This is a genomic window from Telluria beijingensis, from assembly GCF_030770395.1.
In the GTDB taxonomy this organism is placed as follows: Bacteria; Pseudomonadota; Gammaproteobacteria; order Burkholderiales; family Burkholderiaceae_D; genus Telluria; species Telluria beijingensis.
Genome location: NZ_CP132480.1, coordinates 830,619 through 848,019, shown reverse-complemented (window position 1 = coordinate 848,019; position 17,401 = coordinate 830,619). Strand labels below are relative to the sequence as shown.

The window sequence follows — 17,401 nt, the reverse complement described above, 5'->3', positions numbered from 1 at the left end:
ACCCTCTACCTGGACCCACGATGCAATCTGTCTCTCCACTCGTCACCAACGATGCCGTCGTGCTCGGCATGCTGGCCGTCATTCTCGGCGCCGTCTTCTGGACTTCTTCCCGCAAGACGGGCGCCTGGAGCAGGTTCTATACCTATGTGCCGGCCCTGCTGCTGTGCTACCTGATCCCGGCCCTGCTCAATACCGCCGGCATCATCGACGGCAATGCCTCAGCCCTGTATCCGATGGCGCGCGACTACCTGCTGCCGACCGCCCTGGTGCTGCTGTGCGTGGCGATCGACTTCGGCGCCGTGCTGCGCCTCGGCCCCAAGGCCATCATCATGTTCCTCACCGGCACCCTGGGCGTGATGCTGGGCGCCATCGTGTCCTTCATCGCGATGGACTTCATCCATCCCGAGACCGTGGCCGGCGACACCTGGCGCGGCATGACCACCATCACCGGCGCCTGGATCGGCGGCGGCGCCAACCAGGCCGCGATGAAGGAAGTATTCGAGGTCGACGCCACCCTGTTCGGCCAGTTCGTCGCGGTCGACGTGCTGGTCGCCAGCCTGTGGATGGCGGTGCTGCTGTTCCTGGCCGGCCGGGCCCAGGCCTTCGACCGCTGGACCGGCGCCGATGTTTCCGCCATCAATGCGCTCAAGGAGAGCATCGAGCATTACAAGGCCGAGCACGCGCGCATCCCGACCCTGACCGACGTGATGGTGGTGCTGGCCGTGGGCCTGGGCGCGACCGGCCTGTCGCATGCGCTGACCGGCCCCACCGTGGCCTGGATCTCGACCCTGCCGGCCGAGTGGCGCCTGCAGGACTACAGTCTGACCTCGAGCTTCTTCTGGATCGTGGTGTATGCCACCACCATCGGCCTGGCGCTGAGCTTTACCCGGGCGCGCAGCCTGGAAGGCGCCGGCGCCTCGACCATCGGCTCGGCCATGCTGTACATCCTGGTGGCCACCATCGGTATGCACATGGACCTGAACGCCCTGCTCGACCGCCCATGGCTGTTCCTGCTGGGCCTGATCTGGATGGCGGTGCACGGCGGCCTGATGCTGCTGGTGGCCAAGCTGATCCGGGCGCCGCTGTTCTTCATGGCGGTCGGCTCGCAGGCGAATATCGGCGGCGCGGCGTCGGCGCCGGTGGTGGCCAGCGCATTCCATCCGGCCCTGGCCCCGGTCGGGGTGCTGCTGGCAGTGCTCGGCTACGCCCTCGGCACCTACTGCGCCTATATCACCGGGTTGCTGCTGCGCGCGCTGGCCACGTAAGATCCCGGGCGCGTCCCCGCCCGGGGGCGCGCCTTCTTCATTTCTCGACCATCTGGCGCATGCGGCGGCGCAGTTCGCGCTCGCGTTTCTCGTGCGCCGCCCAGTCCTCGCACACGGCGCGCCACAGCGACACCAGCATCAGGATGATCACCAGCGAGAACGGCACCGCGAACACGATGGTCGCCGTCTGCAGCGCCTTCAGGCCACCCGCCAGTAGCAGGCTGATCGCGATGCCGGCGATCAGGCCGCCCCACAGCAGCTTGGACTTGGTCGACGGGTTCGGATTGCCGCCGCTGCTCATCATGCTCAGCACCAGCACCGCCGAGTCGCCCGAGGTGACGAAGAACACCAGCACCAGCACGGTGGCCACCGCCGACATGATCATCCCCAGCGGCAGCGCGTCGAACAGCGCGAACAGGGCGGTCGAGGTGTCGGCGCGCACCGCGTCCGAAATCGGGATGTTCTGCCAGATCTCCATGTGCAGCGCAGTGCCGCCGAAGATCGAGAACCACAGGAAGGCGGCCAGCGTCGGCGCCAGCATGGTGCCGATGATGAACTCGCGGATCGTGCGGCCGCGCGAGACGCGGGCGATGAAAAGGCCCACGAACGGCGACCACGAGATCCACCAGGCCCAGTAGAAGATGGTCCAGTTGCCGACCCAGTTACTGTCGCGGAATGGCGTGGCGCGCAGGCTCATGCGCACGAACTCGGTGGCGTAGCTGCCCAGGGTGCTGGTGAAGGTGTCGATGATGGCCACCGTCGGGCCGACCAGGAACACGACCAGCGCCAGCAGGCCGGCCATGATCATGTTGAAGTTCGACAGCAGCTTGACGCCGCGCGTCACGCCGCTGATCGCCGACCCGAGGAACAGGGCAGTGGCGACCAGGATGATGCCGATCTGCGAGGCCTCGCCGATCTCGAGGCCGAACACCGTGTTCATGCCGCTGTTGATCTGCATGGCGCCGACGCCGAGCGAGGCGGCCACGCCGAAGGCGGTGGCCACCACCGCCAGGCCGTTGAACAGGCCGCCCATGCGCTTGACGATAGGCCAGGGCAAGGCCCCGGTCGCGGTGCTGACCAGGGCGTCGCCGCCGCGCCGGTACTGAAAGAAGGCGATCGCCAGCGCCACCGCGCTGTACACCGCCCACGGATGGATGCCCCAGTGGAAGAAGGTGTAGCGCATCGCCACGCCCGCCGCTTCCGGGGTGGCCGACACGGTCCCGGGCGGCGCGTCGATATAGTGTGAAATCGGCTCGGCCACGCCGAAGAACACCAGGCCGATGCCCATGCCCGCCGCGAACAGCATCGAGAACCAGCTCCCGATCGAGAATTCGGGCTCGTCGTCCTCGTCGCCCAGCTTGAGGTTGCCGTAGCGGCTGAAGGCCATGAACAGGGCGAAGGCGACCAGGCCCAGCACCACCCACAGGTAGAACCAGCCGAAGTTGCGGGTGACGGATGCGAGGACGGTATCGAACACCGCTCCCATGGTGGTGGGCGAGATCACGCCCCATACAACGATGGCAAGGATGAAACCCGCCGAAAATGCTGTCTGCATGTTTTCTCCGTAGACAGTAACGCGCGTCGGCGTTGGAATGAATCAGAATAATTAATCATTGTAACTGATTTATTACAATATTGCAGCGCAGCAGGAACCATTGTGTATCTGCCCTGATCTTAATCCTTTTGCATGACCCGCTATTTTCACTAGACGACGTCATTACAATCGGCAATAGTGGTGCTCCATTTTCTTGTCCAGTTCAGCATGTCCGCCGCACCCGCATCGCCCGCTTCCATCACCACCTCCCGCACGGCGCAGGACGACGTCCTGCGCGGCACGCCCGGCGACGACCTGATCGAGCTGAGCTTCTTCACGCTCGACGGCGCCACCACCACCGTGGACGCCGGCGCCGGCAACGACCGCATCGACATCAACCTGTTCGGCCGCTCGAAGGCCACGGCCGTGATTACTGGCGGCGCCGGCAGCGATGTCTTCGTCCTGCGCCGCGCCAGCGATCCCGCGGCCGGCGTCCAGGTCGTCATCACCGACTTCAGCCCCGGCGCCGGCGGCGACCAGCTCGACATCCGTTACCTCAGCGACTTCGGCTACACCGGCAATCCCTTCGCCAGCGGCCAGCTGCGCCTGATCACTTCCGGCGCAGACACCCTGCTGCAGCGGCTCGACGGCGCCAACTACCTGAATGTGGCCACCCTGCGCGGCGTCCTTCCCGAGCAGGTGACGGGCGCCGACTTCGTCGACGGCTACGATCCGCGCGGCAGCAGCAAGGGCATGACCCTGACCGGCACGGCGGGCAACGACCGTTTGGTCGGCGGCGACCTCGACGACATCCTGATCGGCCTCGGCGGCAACGATACGCTGAGGGGCGGCGCCGGCGACGACGTGCTCGAGGGCGGCGACGGCGACGACCTGCTCGAAGGCGGCGACGGCAACGACATCCTGCGCGGGGGCCGCGGCCATGACGAGCTGCGCACCGTGTCGTACGGCAACAATCTGCTCGACGGCGGGGATGGCGACGATCGCCTGTTCGGCGGCAACGGCAACGACACCCTGCTCGGCGGCGCCGGCGACGACACCTTCTTCATCCATGGCAGCCGCCACGGTGTGCGCAGCATCACCCTGGACGGCGGCGGCGGCAACGACACCATGCGCTTCGACGCCACCTCGGAACTGGCCGTGATCCGCGCCACCGGCGGCGCCGGCGCCGACCTGTTCCAGTTCATGGCGACCGGCCTGAATGTCACGATCACCGATTTCGGCGCCGGCGACCGGATCGACCTGTCGGCCCTGCTGCCGGCCGGCCTGGTCGGCAATCCCTTCGGCGCCGCCGGCTACCTGCATGCCTATCAATCGGGAAGCGACGTGCACCTGACCCTCGACCGCGATGGCGCGGCTGGCAGCGGCGACCAGGTTCCCCTGCTGGTGGCGGTGCTGGCCAATGTGTCGCTGGCGTCGCTGGGCGGCGCGCATTTCGTCAATGGCTACAACCCGCATGGCGGCAGCCAAGGCAATGTCCTCACCGGCAGCGCCGGCGACGACGTGCTGGTCGGCGACACGCTGGACGACACCATCGATGGCCTCGGCGGCAACGACCACCTCGAGGGACGCGCCGGCAACGATCTCCTGCGCGGCGGCGCCGGCAACGACACGCTGCTGGGCGGCACCGGCAACGATCTGCTGCAGGGCGGCGCCGGCAACGACCGGCTCGAGGGCGGCGAAGGCGACGACACGCTGGAAGGCGGCGACGGCGACGACGAGCTGCGCGACTCGCACGGCAACAACGTCCTGCGCGGCGGCGCCGGCAGGGACTACCTGTACGACGACGGCGCCTGGCAAGGAGGCGCCGGTTCGCTGCTCGACGGCGGCGCCGGCGACGACAGCATCCACGTCGCGGGGAGCGCGGTGCGGCGCGTGCTGGGCGGTACTGGCGACGACCAGATCCACGTCACCGCGGGCTCCGATCCGGCCGGCGCGCCGCTACTGGACATCGACGCCGGCGACGGCAACGACAACCTGTACTTCTCGAACCAGAAGGCGCCGCGCGCCATCTCGGTCGCCGGCGGCGCGGGCAGCGACCGCTACGGCTTCGCGCAATACACCGAAGCCGGCGCCGTGGTCACGATCCGCGATTTCCAGACCGGCGCCAAAGGCGACGTGCTGGACCTGTTCTCGTTCTTCGCCCCGACCAACACCAACCCGTTCGGCAGCGGCCATGCGCGCCTGGTGCAGGACGGAAGCCGGGTGCTGCTGCAGATCGACCAGGACGGCGCGGCCGGCCCGGGCGCCTTCTACACCCAGGTCGTGTTCGACAATACGACGGTGGCCGCCTTCATCTCGGACAACTTCGTCGACGGCAGCCATCCGGACGGCTCCACGCGCGGCTTGAGCATCGATGGCGGCCCGGGTGCCGACCGGCTGACCGGCGGCCGCTTCGACGACCTGCTGCGCGGCGGCGCCGGCGACGACACCCTCGATGGCGGACTTGGCAACGACGTGCTCGAGGGCGGCGCCGGCAACGACTACCTGACCGATTCCTTCGGCAACAACATCCTGCGCGGCGGCGACGGCAACGACCAGCTGGTCGCCGCCGACACCGGCATCCAGCGCCTGTATGGCGACGCCGGCGACGACTTCCTGACGGCCACCGGCGGCGATGTGCTGCTCGACGGCGGCGAGGGCAACGACCGCCTTGACGTCCACAGCAGCCGCAACCAGCCCGCCACCGGCACGGTCCAGTTGCGCGGCGGCGCCGGGGACGACCTCTTCGCGGTCCACCTGAGCGGCGGCGCGGTGCAGGTCGTGGCCGAGGGCGGCGCCGGCCGGGACACCTACCAGGCCCTGATGTTCTCGACTGCAGGCTCGTACACGATCACCGACTTCGCCGCCGGCGCGGGCGGCGACCTGTTCGACGTGCTGCCGCTGCTGCAGGCCCATGGCCGCAACCCGTTCGCGGCCGACAGCAACCTGCGGCTGGTGCAGCGTGGCGCCGACACGGTCCTGCAGGGCCGCCTGAACAGCGAGTCAAGCGACGCCAATGCCTATCGCGACATCGTCACGCTCAAGAACGTCGAACGCAGCGCGCTCACGCTGGACAACTTCACCGGCCGCGTCGATCCGAACGGTTCGAAGACCCCGCTCGACCTGGCCGGCAGCGCAGGCAACGACGTGCTGCTCGGCAGCTGGCTGGACGACCGCCTGGTTGGCGGCGCCGGCGACGACGTGCTGGTGGGCGACGTTGGCGACGACCTGCTGTTCGGTGGCGCAGGCCTCGATACCGCGCGCTACTTCCGCTTGCGCGAACAGTATGCGGTCAGCCAGGGCGCGGCGCCCGGCACATGGGTGGTGGACGACAGGGCCGCGGCCTACGGCGGCACCGACCAGCTCGACGGCATCGAACGCCTGGCGTTCGCCGATGGCGGCATCGCCCTCGACATCGACGGCGTGGCAGGCCAGGCCTACCGCCTGTACCGCGCCGCCTTCGACCGCGCGCCGGACGAAGGCGGCCTCGGTTACTGGATCGCCGCCTTCGACCGCGGCACCACGCTGCATGACGTCGCCGAATGGTTCATCGCATCCAGCGAATTCCGCGACATCTACGGCGCGGCGCCAGGCAATACCGCGATCGTCACCCTGCTGTACAACCACATCCTGGACCGGGCGCCGGAACAGGGCGGCTTCGATTTCTGGGTCGACGTGCTCGATTCGCAGCGCGCCGACCTGGCCACCGTGCTGGCGGCGTTCAGCGAGAGCGTCGAGAACGTGGGCGCGGTGGCGCCGCTGATCGGCCAGGGGATCGCCTACCAGCCCTGGGGCGGCTGACGGAGGCCCGGAGTACGCGTTGTTGTCACGAACACACACAGTTCGCCACGGCAGCGCGTTTGGCCGCATAATTCATTCAGTCTTGTAATGACATTATGCGATGTCCGCTCACGCCCTTTCCACCGCATCACCCACGCCACGCGCGCGCGCCGACGCGCGGCCCAGCGCCCGCGATTCGCGCCTGTACGAGGTGATGGACCTGATGCTCGATTCGGTCGGCGATCCGCTGGCCCTGGGCAGCCTGGCCGCCTCGGCCAGCTATTCGAGCTACCACTTCGACCGCATCTTCCGCGAGCTGACCGGCTTCTCGGCGGTCGAATATCAGCGCAAGCGCCGCCTGCGCCGCGCCGCCCACCTGCTGCGCCACGAACCGGACGTGCCGGTCGGGCGCATCGCCCAGGATTGCGGCTTCCCGTCCAACGCCGCCTTCTCCAAGGCTTTCCGCCAGCAGTTCGCGATGTCGGCCAAGGAGTGGCGCGACGGCGGCTGGCGCGCCTATATGGACGCCCAGGTCGGGCGCGAGAGCGATGTCAGCTTCTTCGTGGCCGAACCGAGCAATGTGGCGGCGCTGCAGGCGCCCTACTGCCCGCCCGAACCGGGCAGCGTCGCCGCCCGCGTCACGGTGCGTAGCCTGCCCGCCGTGCGCCTGCGCTACCAGCGCTTCTTCGGCCAGTCGGGGGCCACGCTGTCGCTGGCGTGTAACGCCTTCATCTGCGAGCGCGAACGCGCAGGGCTGGCGCGCGGCGCGCCGTGGTATGGCGTGTTCGACGAGGATCCCGGCTTCACCGGCGAGCGCGAATACTGCTACGACTTCGGCTTCAGGGCCGAGGCGCCGGGCGACGATCCGACCCTCGGCCTGCGCCTGCTGCCGGCCGGGACCTACGCCTGCCTCGACTTCCACGGCGAATGGCCGCGCTTCCGGGCCATGTACGAAGACTGGCTCGAACACCAGTCGCTGTGGCGGCTGGACGCCACCCGGCCGCATATCCAGCAGGTCGAGCGCGATGGCGACGGCGGCTGGCGCGGCTGGCTGGCGCTGCCGGTCAAGAAGCGCTAGCTTCCAGCTTCATGAACCGGCTCAGGACCAGCACCGGCACGCTGGCCAGCAACACCCACAGGAAGAAATCGCGGTAGCCCAGCGCCTGCTGGATATCGCCGCTGATGGTGCGGAACAGCACGAAGCCCAGTTGCATGAAGCCGGTGCCGAGCGCGTAGTGGGCCGCCTGGTAACGGCCGCTGGCCACCACCTGCATGATGAACAGGATCACGCCGACGAAGCCGAAGCCGTAGCCGAACATCTCGATCCCCAGCAGGCCGACGATCAGCGCCATCGATTCAGGTTGCGCGTGGCTCAGGTACCAGAAGGCGGCGTTCGGCAGGTTCATGGCCAGGATCAGGATCGGCAGCGCGCGCCTGAGGCTCAGCCAGGCCGTGAAATAGCCGCCGGCGATGCTGCCGACCAAAAAGGCGGCGGTGCCGACGGTGCCGTAGGCCCAGCCCACTTCGGCCGTGGTGAGTCCCAGGCCACCGACCGCGCGCGCGTCGCGCAGGAACAGCGGGCCGATCGACTGGATCTGGCCTTCGCCGGCGCGGAACAGGATGATGAACAGGATCGCCATCCAGATGCCGGGCTTGGCGAAGAAGGTCTTGATGACGTCGACCAGGGTGGCTCCGATGCCGGCCAGGCTATGCCCGGCCCTGGCGATGCGCGGCGTGGCCGGCAGCGCCCGCACGTGGTACAGCCCGAGCAGCGCCATCAGGCCGCCCAGCAGCAGGAACACGGTGGTCCAGGCGGCCTCGATGCCGAGCCGCTCCTCCAGCGCGCCGGCCAGGATCAGGAGGCCGCCCAGCGAGATGAACTTGGCCGCATTGAAGAAGGCGCCCTGCCAGCCGGCATAGGCGGCCTGCTCGCGCGCGTCGAGGCTGGCAATGTAGATGCCGTCGGCGACGATGTCGTGGGTGCTCGAGGCCAGCGAGACGATCGCCAGCAGCGCGATGCAGAGCGCGAACCACATCGGCAGTTGCAGCGCCAGCGCCACCAGCGCCAGGCAGGCGCCGCCGATCAGCTGGCAGGCGACCACCGCCAGGCGCCGGCTGGGAGCGAGTTCCATGAAGGGGCTCCACAACGCCTTGAAGGCCCAGGCCAGGCCCAATAAACCGGTCCAGCGCGCGATCTGGTCGTTCGGCACGCCCATGCTCTTGAGCATCTGGCCGGCCACCAGCGCCACCGCGTAGAACGGCAGGCCCTGGGCCAGGTACAGGGTCGGGACCCAGCTGAGCGGATGGCGGCGCTTTTCCGTTGCCGGCGCCGCGGCCGGCGCGTCGTTCATCGCGGTCATGACGGTTCCAGGTTCAATGTGACGATCCGGCTGGCGCGCCCGCGGGTGTCGACGCTGGCCAGCTTCAGGGTGGAGCAGCCATCGAGCGCCACTGGCGCCGTGTAGCGCGGGCTGTCGGCGCCAGGCTCGCTGCCATCCAGAGTGTAATGCACGGCCAGGCCCGGCAGGGCGATATTCGCATGCAGCCTGCCCTCCTTCACCACCGCGCCGGGCGGCGGCAGGCGGTAGTGCCATGGCGCGGGCAAGCGGTCCAGGCGCGGCAGCTCGCGCTGGCCGAGGCGGTTGGCGAATTCGTTCCAGTCCTGGGCCAGGCCATCGGCGTTCTTCCAGCCCGGGTCGGCGCTCCACGCCCGTTCGGCCAGGCCGATCAGGCGCGGCAGCGCCAGGTACTCGACCCGTTCGCGCGAACGCGCATTCTCCCCCCACAACTGCCCTTGCAAGCCCTTGATGCGCGCGCGACCGTCGGCGTCGAGCGGCGCCAGCGCCGCCATCCGCGCCGGGTCCGGCGCGCGGCCCATCGCATCGTGCGGCGGCAATAGCGGCGCCTCGAGCGGATCCAGGCCGAACGGTTCACGGGTATCGACGAAGCCGGCCCAGTAATACCCTGGTTCCTGCGGATGTTTGGCGTAGGCGAAGTCGAAGTACAGGCTGGCCGCGCTGGACAGCACCACCTGGTAGCCGGCATTGGCGAGCAGGTTGGCGCAATCCTCCTGGCCCGAGCCCCAGCCGTTGTTCCAGACATAGACGTCTTCGCCGCCTTGCCGGCTACTGGACGTCAGCGCGGTCTCTTCCCAGCCCGTGAAGCCGATGCCGTGGCGCGCCAGGATCGCGCGGCAGCGCGCCTGGAAGTCGTCGCGCAACTGGCGTGGCTCGATCCAGCCGCGCTCGCGCATGCGCGCCTGGCAGGCGGGCGAGCGGAGCCAGGCGCCGACCGGCACCTCGTCGCCGCCCGTGTGCAGCACGCGCAAGGGGACGCCGGCCCGGCGGTACAGCGCGGCGACTTCGGCCACCACGGTATCGATGAAACGGTCGACCGAGGGCAGCGCGATGCACATCACGTTGTCGTGCCACAGCTGCACCGATTCGTAGCTTGATGCGTCATCCGGATCGCTCAGCAGGTATTCTTCGGCGCCGGCGGCGTCGCCCGCCGCCGTCAATCGCGCATGGCGCACCCGCATCGCCTCGACCGCCGCGCGCGCATGGCCCGGCATATTGAATTCGGGGATCACCTCGATGTGCAGGCGCTGCGCATGGCGCAGGATGGCCACGAATTCGTCCGCCGTATAAAAGCCGCTGCCGGCGGGCGAGCGGGTGTCGGCGCCGGAGCCGAACGATGGCGGCAGGCAGGGCGGCTCTCCCGGCGCGGGCACGCCGCGCCGGGCGCCGACCTCGGTCAGCTCGGGCAAGGCGGCGATCGCCAGGCGCCAGCCCTCGTCGTCGGTCAGGTGGAAGTGGAAGCGATTGAGCTTGTAGCTCGCCATGCAGTCGAGCAGGCGCAGCACCGTGTCGACGCTGGAGAAATGGCGGGCGACGTCGAGCATCATGCCGCGGTAGGCGAAGCGCGGCGTGTCCACTACCCGTCCGCACGGCAGCGTGCCATCGGGCGCCAGGAGCTGCGCCAGGCTTTGCAGGCCGTTGAACACGCCGTGGGCGCCGGCGCCGCGCACCAGCACGCGGTCGGGCGCGATCTCCAGCAGGTAGGCCTCCGGTTCCAGGGCGGGATCGGTCTCGAGCGCGACGCGGGCGCCGTCCTCTTCCTCGGGAAGCGTGGCCAGGAGCGAGCGCAGGAAGACCGTCTCATACTCGAGCGTTGCGCCATCGATCGGCGTGGATTGCCCAAGCCGGCAGCGGCGCGCATCGAAGCGCGCCAGGCGCGGACGCGGTGTGATGCGCCCGACCTCGTCTTGCGGCAGCAGCGTCAGCGCCGCATCCTGTTCGAAGCGCCAGGCCGCATCGGCCGTAGGCAGCAGGTCGCCCCGCATGCGGTGGCGCTGTTCAAGCCTGGTGAACGGCGCGATGACCGGGTCGCCCAGGTCGAACGCAAGGCCAGCCGCGTCCCTCAGGTAGAAGCCGAGCGGCGCATCGGTGATGCTGATCGCCCAGTGCAGCGATTCGTAGACGATTTCGTATGCCTGGCCAGGCAGCCAGGCGGCGCTGTCCGGCATGCTGAACGCGAACAGGTCGCCGTTCAGGTGCGTGGCGCGAAAGCCCGCGCTGACGGTCGCGGGCAGGATCTTGCGGCAGGTGTTGAAGCACAGCGTCCAGCCGGGCGCGATGGGCTCCCGGCCGACGTTGCGCAGCGTGAGGCGCGCGGTGAACGCGTCGTCGCGCGTGAAGTTGGAGAGGCATTCCCAGGCGATGGCGATCGCCGGGCCGCCGGTGGGTCGGTCCGTCATGGGTGTGATTCCAGAATCGGGGAGGCGGCCGGGCGCCTCCCCAGGTTGGCTTACGGCGCTTACAGCTTGCCGCGCAGGCCGAGGTAGAAGGTACGGCCGTTCGAGTAGAAGGCGCGCGGCCGGTCCTCGTTCTCGGCGTACATCTTGATGGTTTCGTTGGTGAGGTTCAGCGCATCGAAGGTCAGGGTCAGTTTATCGGTCAGCTTGACGTTGACCGAAGCCGCCAGCGAGGGCATGTCGTCCACGTGCTGGCTGGCGCCGCGGTCCACGCCGGCCTTGTACTTGGAACGCCAGTTGTAGGCCAGGCGCGCCGAGAAGCGCTCGTTCTCGAAGTAGCCGGTCACGTTATAGGTGTTCTTCGAGGAGTTGAGCAGCTCGCCGCCGTCGTCCAGCTCACCGTCGGCATAGGTGTAGTTGACCAGCATGCCGAAGTTGTCCAGGAAGGGCTGCTGCCAGCTCAGCTCCACGCCCTTGTTCTTGCCGCTGGTGTTGTACGGCGACGTGATCTGGTACTCGGTGAAGGTCTCGCGCTTGTTGTTGTAGTAGCTGCCGGTCGACGTGCCCTGGGCCACGATCGAACGCAGGTCCATGTAGAACAGGCCGGCCGACAGCAGCGCCTTCGGCGCGTAATACCACTCGGCGCCGATGTCGAAGTTGGTCGAGCGCACCGGATCGAGATTCACGTTGCCGCCGCTGCCGCTCAGGGCGTCGTCGTTGAGCGAGACCGAGCCGCCCAGCGCGCTGTAGTCGGGGCGCGCGATGGTCTTGGCCAGCGCGGTGCGCAGGGTCAGGTCGGGCGTCACGTTGTACTTGAAGTTCGCGCTCGGCAGGTAGTCGCGATAGGTGCGTTCGAAGGCGGTCGGCGTGTAGGGGCCGAAGGCCGACCCCGTGATCGGTGTCGGGCCGCCCGGCAGGTTGACCACCGTGCGCTGGCGCGTCTCGATCGCGCGCAGGCCGATATTGCCGCTCCAGCCGTCGCCGCCGAAGTCCACCATGCCGTACAGCGCCGTCGTCTTCTCGGCCACCTCGAATTCGTTCATCCAGTTATGGCGCAGCACGTAGTCGAGCAGGCGGTTGCCGGGGACCGCGCCCCAGGCGCCGAGCGCCGCGCCGTCGTACTTGAAGTAAGGGATGCCGCTGTAGCCGCCGATGTCGCTGCCGAAGTCGTCCGGATACATCTGGCCGTTCCAGGCCGGCTGCGGATTGGTGAAGCCGACCGGACCCGGACGGGTCTCGAGCGGATGCTCGGCGGTGCGCTTGTGGTCGGTCCAGCGCGCGCCGAAGCGCAGCGACTGGAAGGTCGGGTTATCCAGGCGCAGCTCGCCGTCGAGCTGGGCGTATTCTTCCCTGTCCACCGACTGCGATTCGCCGCCGCCGGCCCAGGCGGTCGAACCCGGCACGGCGGTATTGCCGCCGGGGTAGCTGACCGAGGCCGGAGAAAGCCCATTGAGGGCATAGGTCATGCCGCCGTCGACGTTGTTCTGGTAATACACGTCGTCGCGGTCCCAGCCCACGCCATGGGTCTTGCCGACCTTGCCGGACAGGCTGAAGCGCTCGCTCACGCGCCACTTGCCGTTGAAGTCGATGTACCACGATTCGCCGCCCGCATCGGGACGGTAGATATTGTCGACCTCGCCGGCGTTGCGGGTAAAGGAAGCGCCCACCAGGGTGCCGTTGCGCACCACCGGATTGCCAGGGATCAGGCCCAGGCTGTTGATCGAATTGGCCGGCGCGGCCAGCGAGTTGGTGTTCTGGTGCGGCGCCTCCAGTTTGGAATAGAAGCCGTTCAGGTCCAGCGTCAGGTCGCGGTTGGGCCGCACCTCGATGTCGAAGGCGCCGCCTTCGCGCTTCTTGGTTTGCTCGAACAGGGCTGCGCCGATGAAGGTCGGCACCACCACGCCGGCCAGCGCCGGATTGGCGATGGCGGCCGCGCTGGTCGCGCTGATCGGGGTATAGCCCAGGATTTCCTGGCCGTCGCGGCGGACCGCGGCTTTTTCGGAAAAGCCCTGGATCAGGATGCCGGCGGTATTGCTGGCGTTTTTCCAGCTGATCAGGCCGGACAGGTGCGGCTCGGTCTTGCTGGACAGGTCGTTGTAGTTAGCCTGCACCGACGCCTCGACCGTCAACTGCTGCTTGAAGTCGAGCGGGCGGCGGGTGATGACGTTGATGGCGCCCGAGACGCCGCCTTCGACCAGGTCGGCGGTGGGGCTTTTCTGGACCACGATCGAGCCCACCAGTTCGGACGGCAGCAGGGAAAAACTGCTGGAGCGGCCGACGTTGCCGCCGATCTGGTTCAGCACGAACCAGTCGCCTGTGCTGATCGCGTGGCCGTTGAACAGGGTCTGCTGCAGGCTGGGGCTGGTGCCGCGCAGGCTGACGCGGTCGTTCTCGCCGAAGCCGCCTTCGCCGCCGGCCGACGATTGCGTGTTGACGCCCGGCAGGCGCTGGATCGCATCGGCCACGTTCTTGTCCGGCATCTTGCCGATGTCTTCGGCGGTCACGACCTCGACCACGGCGTCGGCATTGCGCTTCTGGCGCAACGACTGTTCGAGCGCGGCGCGCACGCCCGTCACGACCACCGTCTGCGGTCCGGCAATCGGCGCCTCCTGTGCCTGCGCCTGTCCCATCGACATCGCCACCCCTGCCACCGCCGCCGCGATCGCGGTGCGCTGGTACTGCCGTGCCTTCAACTCGTTCATACGTCTCTCCAAAACCAGGTTGGTTATTCCACACACCCTTGCTGTCGCGGCTTCCTGGACGTCCGGGCGTCTCTTGGTATTTATTTATGAGCCCATTCTGGAGGTATCATGAACGCCATGTTTGTCAAATCTTGCTATCCAATCTGCAATTTTTCATGAAGGTGACATCGGCATGTGGCAGGCTTGCCACGCGCGCGCGCCCGTGCCTGCCGCAATCGGCAAGCACGGGTAATAGCGATGAACGGGATCAGTCGGCGGGGAGCGGGACCTGCGCCATGGCGCGCTTGAGCGCGTCGAAGCAGGCCGGGTCGAGCGCGGTCCCGACCGTTTTTTCCATCATCTCCAGTGCCTGGGGAATAGGAATGGCGCCGCGGTACGGACGCTCCGCGGTGATGGCGTCGAAAATGTCGGCGGTGGTGATGATGCGGGTTTCCAGGCGAATATCCTCGGCCGCCAGGCCACGCGGATAGCCGCCGCCATCGAGCCGTTCGTGGTGGGCGCCGGCGATCGCCGCTATTTCCGAGAACGCCGCGATGCGGCCGAGGATGGTCTCGGTGTATTCTGCATGCTGGCGCACCGCGTCCCACTCGCTGCGGTCGAGCGAGCCAGCCTTGTCGAGCACGCTGTTGCTGACGCCCAGCTTGCCGACGTCGTGCAAGAGCGCGCCGCGCTTGAGCCAGCGGCGCCGCTGTGGCGACAGGCCCAGCGCTTCGCCGATCATGTCGGTGTACAGCGCCACCCTGCTGCTGTGGCCACTGGTGTACGGACTCTTGGCGTCGACCACCTGGCCGAAGGCGGCGGCGATATCGTCCAGGTAATCCTCGTCGAGCGCGACTTCGTGGCCGGCCGGTTCCAGCGCTAGGATGGCGCGGTCGACCTCGGGACTGGCCAGCGTCTGCCAGAACGCTTCGGCCCGGGCGCAGGTATCGAATGCCGCCACCAGTTGTGGATCGAACCAGGTGCCGGCCCGCGCTCCGGCTTCGCGCATGGCCGCCGCGCGCCCGCCGGCGGTGTGGAATACATCGATCACCTGGGCCAGCAGGGCAATGCGGGCAATGACCGGAATCGCCTCGCCGGCAAGCTGGGCCGGCTTTCCCTTGCCGTTGAAATGCTCGTCGAGCGAATAGATCCCTTGCGCCACGCCTTCGGGAAAGCGCAGCAGGCGCGCGATCTCGGCCCCGCGCTGGCAGCGCGTGGCGATCAGGTCCTGGGCGATCTCGGGGCCGTCGCGCAGGATCGTCATCACGCTGCGGAAACGCTCCGCCAATCCCGCCTTCAGCCCGGTATGCTTGAGCACGAAGCCGAGCACCTGGGGCAGGCTGTCGCCGACGGTCTTGAAGTCGCGCTTGAAGTCGAGGTCGTCGGTGAGATAGAGCTCGCAGATCCGAGCCGCATTGCTGCTGCAGCCGAGGTCCTTCAACAGCAGGGCATAGTAAAGCTCCCACAACTGCTGCCCGGACAAGCCGGCGGCGCGGCCGATGTGCATGCCGATCCAGCAGCAGCGCACGCAGTGCCCCGCCGGCTGGCCTTCCGTGATGTCGAGTGCATAACTGAGCGCGCCGATCAGCTCGGACAACTTCATCGCGCTTGGCTGGAGGGATTCAGGTGGCGCCGACAGCGGCTTCATTTTAATTCCAATATGCAATAAGAATTGATACTAAGCCATAAAACTAGCGGGTCGCATGCCTGACAGCTGAAATACCGCGACATGCAGCATCCGCGCCACATCGTGCTACCGACTTTATATCGGCGCGCTAGACTTGTCGTCACAACTTGCGCAATCCGGCACGTTCCTTACATGGAAGCTGATCATGCGTGGCGCGACCAACGGCAGTTCGAGACCGGTCTGGATGGACACCGCCACGGTGCCGGTGTTTCCTGCGCTCGTCGGCGCGCGAGAGGCCGAGGTATGCGTGATCGGCGCCGGCATCGCCGGGCTCACTACGGCGTATCTGCTGGCGCTGCAAGACAAGGACGTGGTCGTCATCGACGCGCTTGGCGTCGGCGCCGGCGAGACCGGCCGCAGCGCCGCCCATTTCTTCCCGCCCGACGCGTGGTACCACGGCATCGAACGGCGCTTCGGCCATGCGCAGGCGCGCCTGGTGGCCGGCAGCTATGCACGCGCACTGCAGATGGTCGAGTCGATCGTGCGCCGCGAAGGCATCGCCTGCGAGTTCGAGCACCTCGATGGCTACCTGGTCGCGCAAGATACCCGCGGCCGGGCGCTGCTGGAACGCGAGTGCGACGCCGCGGCGCGCGCCGGCGTACAGGCCGGGCTGGTCACCCGTGTGCCCGGGCTCGGCTACGACACCGGTCCCGCGGTGTGCTATCCGGGCCAGGCCCAGTTACACCCACTCAAGTACCTCGATGGCCTGGCGCGCGCCATCGTCCGCCGCGGCGGCCGTCTCCACGGCGCCAGCCACGCGCGCCGCATTCGCGGCGACCACCGGCGCCAGATGGTGACGCTCGACCATGGCGAGATCCGTGCCCACAGCGTGGTGGTCGCCACGCACACGCCGTTCAACGACCGGATCGTGATGCACACCAAGCAGGCCGGCTACCGCAGCTATGTGATCGGATTGCGGGCGCCGCACGGCGTACTGCCCCACCTGCTGCTGTGGGACCTGGGCGATCCTTATCACTATGTGCGGCTGGCCGCCGGCCCCGATGGCGACGACGTGGTGATCGTGGGCGGCGCCGACCACAAGACAGGCCAGGACGCCCATCCCGGCCACCGCTACGACGAACTGGAGCACTGGACGCGCGAACGCTTTCCAATGGCGCGCGAGCTTGCCTGGCGCTGGTCGGGCGAGGTGATGGAACCGCACGACGGCCTGCCCTTCCTGGGCCGCAACCCGATGGACGACGACAACGTGTATGTGATCACGGGCGACTCAGGCAATGGCATGACCCACGGCACCATCGGCGCCATGCTGGTGACCGACCTGGTCATGGAGCGGCCGAATCCCTGGAGTGCGCTCTACGATCCCGCGCGCAAGCCGGTGCACGGACTCGGTGAATTCGCCAGCGGACAAGCCAATGTGGCGGCGCGCTACGGCGAGTGGCTGGCCGGCGGCGAGGTCGATTCGCTAGATGCGATCGCAGCCGGCGAGGGCGCGGTATTGCGCGAGGGACTGCGCCGGATTGCGGTGTACCGCGATTCCGATGGCGAACTGCACGCGCTGTCGGCCAGGTGCACCCACCTCGGCTGCGCGGTGCACTGGAACGGCGCCGAGCGCAGCTGGGATTGTCCCTGCCATGCCTCGCGCTTCGACGTCGATGGCACGGTGCTGCACGGTCCGGCGCCAACGCCGCTGGAAAGCGTCACGCTGGCGTCGGCCCGCACATGAAGAAACACCGGCGCAAG

At 68.0% G+C, this 17,401-nt stretch carries 9 protein-coding genes; 4 read left to right on the top strand and 5 right to left on the bottom strand.

The annotated features are described in order from the left end of the window. Positions 1–20: 20 nt before the first annotated feature. Complete coding sequence (locus Q9246_RS03760; RefSeq protein ID WP_306395565.1) at positions 21–1,265, top strand: DUF819 family protein; 1,245 nt, start codon at positions 21–23, stop codon at positions 1,263–1,265. Positions 1,266–1,302: 37 nt separating this feature from the next. On the opposite strand, the gene Q9246_RS03755 is transcribed toward Q9246_RS03760, so the two are convergent. Next, a complete protein-coding gene (locus Q9246_RS03755) occupies positions 1,303–2,820 on the bottom strand; it encodes a BCCT family transporter (RefSeq protein WP_306395563.1) in 1,518 nt (505 codons plus the stop codon). Positions 2,821–3,027: 207 nt separating this feature from the next. Between Q9246_RS03755 and Q9246_RS03750 the strand changes: the two genes are divergently transcribed. Together Q9246_RS03750 and Q9246_RS03745 are read left to right on the top strand one after the other, a co-directional pair. Continuing rightward, the gene (locus Q9246_RS03750; RefSeq protein WP_306395562.1) at positions 3,028–6,600 is read left to right on the top strand and encodes a DUF4214 domain-containing protein; all 3,573 of its coding nucleotides are present in this window, start codon (positions 3,028–3,030) and stop codon (positions 6,598–6,600) included. A 100-nt stretch (positions 6,601–6,700) separates the two neighbouring features. After that, the gene (locus tag Q9246_RS03745) at positions 6,701–7,657 is read left to right on the top strand and encodes an AraC family transcriptional regulator (protein WP_306395561.1); all 957 of its coding nucleotides are present in this window, start codon (positions 6,701–6,703) and stop codon (positions 7,655–7,657) included. On the opposite strand, the gene Q9246_RS03740 is transcribed toward Q9246_RS03745, so the two are convergent. From Q9246_RS03740 to Q9246_RS03725, 4 genes are all read right to left on the bottom strand, one after another. Next, positions 7,644–8,939: an MFS transporter gene (locus Q9246_RS03740; RefSeq protein ID WP_306395560.1), complete on the bottom strand. Its 1,296-nt coding sequence runs from the start codon at positions 8,937–8,939 to the stop codon at positions 7,644–7,646. The two genes, Q9246_RS03745 and Q9246_RS03740, sit on opposite strands and share 14 nt — an antisense overlap. Next, positions 8,936–11,335, bottom strand: a complete 2,400-nt coding sequence (locus Q9246_RS03735) for a family 20 glycosylhydrolase (protein ID WP_306395558.1) — start codon at positions 11,333–11,335, stop codon at positions 8,936–8,938. The genes Q9246_RS03740 and Q9246_RS03735 overlap by 4 nt, the downstream gene beginning before the upstream one ends. A 59-nt stretch (positions 11,336–11,394) precedes the next feature. Then, the gene (locus tag Q9246_RS03730; RefSeq protein ID WP_306395556.1) at positions 11,395–14,034 is read right to left on the bottom strand and encodes a TonB-dependent receptor; all 2,640 of its coding nucleotides are present in this window, start codon (positions 14,032–14,034) and stop codon (positions 11,395–11,397) included. Between the two features lie 247 nt (positions 14,035–14,281). Then, entirely contained in the window at positions 14,282–15,661 is a 1,380-nt protein-coding gene (locus Q9246_RS03725) for an HD-GYP domain-containing protein (protein ID WP_306395554.1), read from the bottom strand. Between the two features lie 184 nt (positions 15,662–15,845). Here Q9246_RS03725 and Q9246_RS03720 point away from each other — a divergent pair, with 184 nt between their 5' ends. Then, positions 15,846–17,384, top strand: a complete 1,539-nt coding sequence (locus Q9246_RS03720; RefSeq protein ID WP_306395552.1) for an FAD-dependent oxidoreductase — start codon at positions 15,846–15,848, stop codon at positions 17,382–17,384. The last annotated feature ends 17 nt before the right edge of the window (positions 17,385–17,401 follow it).

Coding starts and splice junctions, on each gene's coding strand:
- Q9246_RS03750 (WP_306395562.1), top strand. CDS start 3,028: ATGTCCGCCGCACCCGCATCGCCCGCTTCCATCACCACCTCCCGCACG.
- Q9246_RS03740 (WP_306395560.1), bottom strand. CDS start 8,939: ATGACCGCGATGAACGACGCGCCGGCCGCGGCGCCGGCAACGGAAAAG.
- Q9246_RS03760 (WP_306395565.1), top strand. CDS start 21: ATGCAATCTGTCTCTCCACTCGTCACCAACGATGCCGTCGTGCTCGGC.
- Q9246_RS03725 (WP_306395554.1), bottom strand. CDS start 15,661: ATGAAGCCGCTGTCGGCGCCACCTGAATCCCTCCAGCCAAGCGCGATG.
- Q9246_RS03755 (WP_306395563.1), bottom strand. CDS start 2,820: ATGCAGACAGCATTTTCGGCGGGTTTCATCCTTGCCATCGTTGTATGG.
- Q9246_RS03735 (WP_306395558.1), bottom strand. CDS start 11,335: ATGACGGACCGACCCACCGGCGGCCCGGCGATCGCCATCGCCTGGGAA.
- Q9246_RS03720 (WP_306395552.1), top strand. CDS start 15,846: ATGCGTGGCGCGACCAACGGCAGTTCGAGACCGGTCTGGATGGACACC.
- Q9246_RS03745 (WP_306395561.1), top strand. CDS start 6,701: ATGTCCGCTCACGCCCTTTCCACCGCATCACCCACGCCACGCGCGCGC.
- Q9246_RS03730 (WP_306395556.1), bottom strand. CDS start 14,034: ATGAACGAGTTGAAGGCACGGCAGTACCAGCGCACCGCGATCGCGGCG.